We start from the raw sequence: 1,155 nt of genomic DNA on the forward strand, positions 1-1,155 counted from the left end.
GCACGCTGGGCGGCCGCACGGTCGGCGGCGGCGCGCTGGGCGGCGGCCTGCTGGTCGGCCGCCTGCTGCGCGGCCAGTTGCTGGGCCGCCTGCTGCTGTGCCTTCTGCTGGTCGGCCAGGCGCTGCTTCTCCAGTTCGGCCTGCTTCTTCGCGTTTTCCTCGGTCTTGGTCGCCTGGTCGGCGGTGCGCTTGGCCAGGGCGGCCTGGCCATCGGCGATCGATTGCTTCAGGCGTGGCAACGCCGGCGCCTTGGGATCGGCCTTCTCCATCAGCGCATACAGGCGCTGGGCTTCGGTGAAATCGTCGCGACTGATGCTCTGTTCGGTGGCGATCAACGCGTAGGGCAACAGGTCGGTCAGCGCGCTGGCGATCGCGGCATCGTTGGGCGCCTTGTCGCGCAGGGCCAGGTAGTACTCCATCGCGTTGTTGCCCGGCGGCGCGTACAGGCGCTGCTCGCGCAGGGCGCTGCTGGCCGCGGCGCGCAGCTGGTCGGCGCCCATCGCGGCGACCTGCGCCGACACGGCCGTAGCCGGGGGCGCGACGGCCTGGGTGGCGGCCGGTCCGCTCGTGGCGGGCACGGTGGTGCCCGTTTCATCCTTCTTGCCGCAACCGGCGAAGGCGACCATGACGACCAGGCACCCCGCCCAACGGAGCGCCTGCGCTCCGGACGACCGTGCCTGCAAAGGCTTGGCAACAAACATTGGGACACTCCCCTGGGTGTGCGGTGGACGCACGTGTGCGTAGCACGCGGCAGGCGGAGGCGTTTGTCAACTCCCTGCGGCGCTGTGGACCGGTAGATCGCTACTTTCCGATGCAGAAGCTCGAAAAAATGTGACCCAGTAGCGCATCGGCGACGACGCGGCCGGTGATTTCGCCCAGCGCGTCGTGGCTGCAGCGCAGGGCTTCGGCCGCGAGGTCGACGGCGCCGGCGGCCAGGGCCGCGCGGGTCGCCTGGAGTTCGTCGCCGGCGCGACGCAGCGCGTCGACGTGGCGCGCGCGCGCGGTGAACGTGCCCTGCGGGCCGCTGTCGGCGGCCGCATCGCCCTGGGCGAGTCGCCGCAGATGCGCATGCAGGGCATCCAGGCCCTCGCCGCTCAGGGCCGAGACGAGCAGGGGGCCGCCAGCACCCTCGCCGGGCCGGGACGCTCCTGCTGG

At 72.0% G+C, this 1,155-nt stretch carries 2 pseudogenes; both read right to left on the reverse strand.

The window, feature by feature from the left end:
• Positions 1-626: pseudogene (locus G7B67_RS13120) on the reverse strand (energy transducer TonB); the annotation flags it as partial.
• A gap of 175 nt (positions 627-801) precedes the next feature.
• A pseudogene (locus tag G7B67_RS13125) lies at positions 802-1,155 on the reverse strand (tRNA uridine-5-carboxymethylaminomethyl(34) synthesis GTPase MnmE); the annotation flags it as partial.

The organism is Cognatiluteimonas telluris (assembly GCF_011320095.1).
In the GTDB taxonomy this organism is placed as follows: Bacteria; Pseudomonadota; Gammaproteobacteria; order Xanthomonadales; family Xanthomonadaceae; genus Cognatiluteimonas; species Cognatiluteimonas telluris.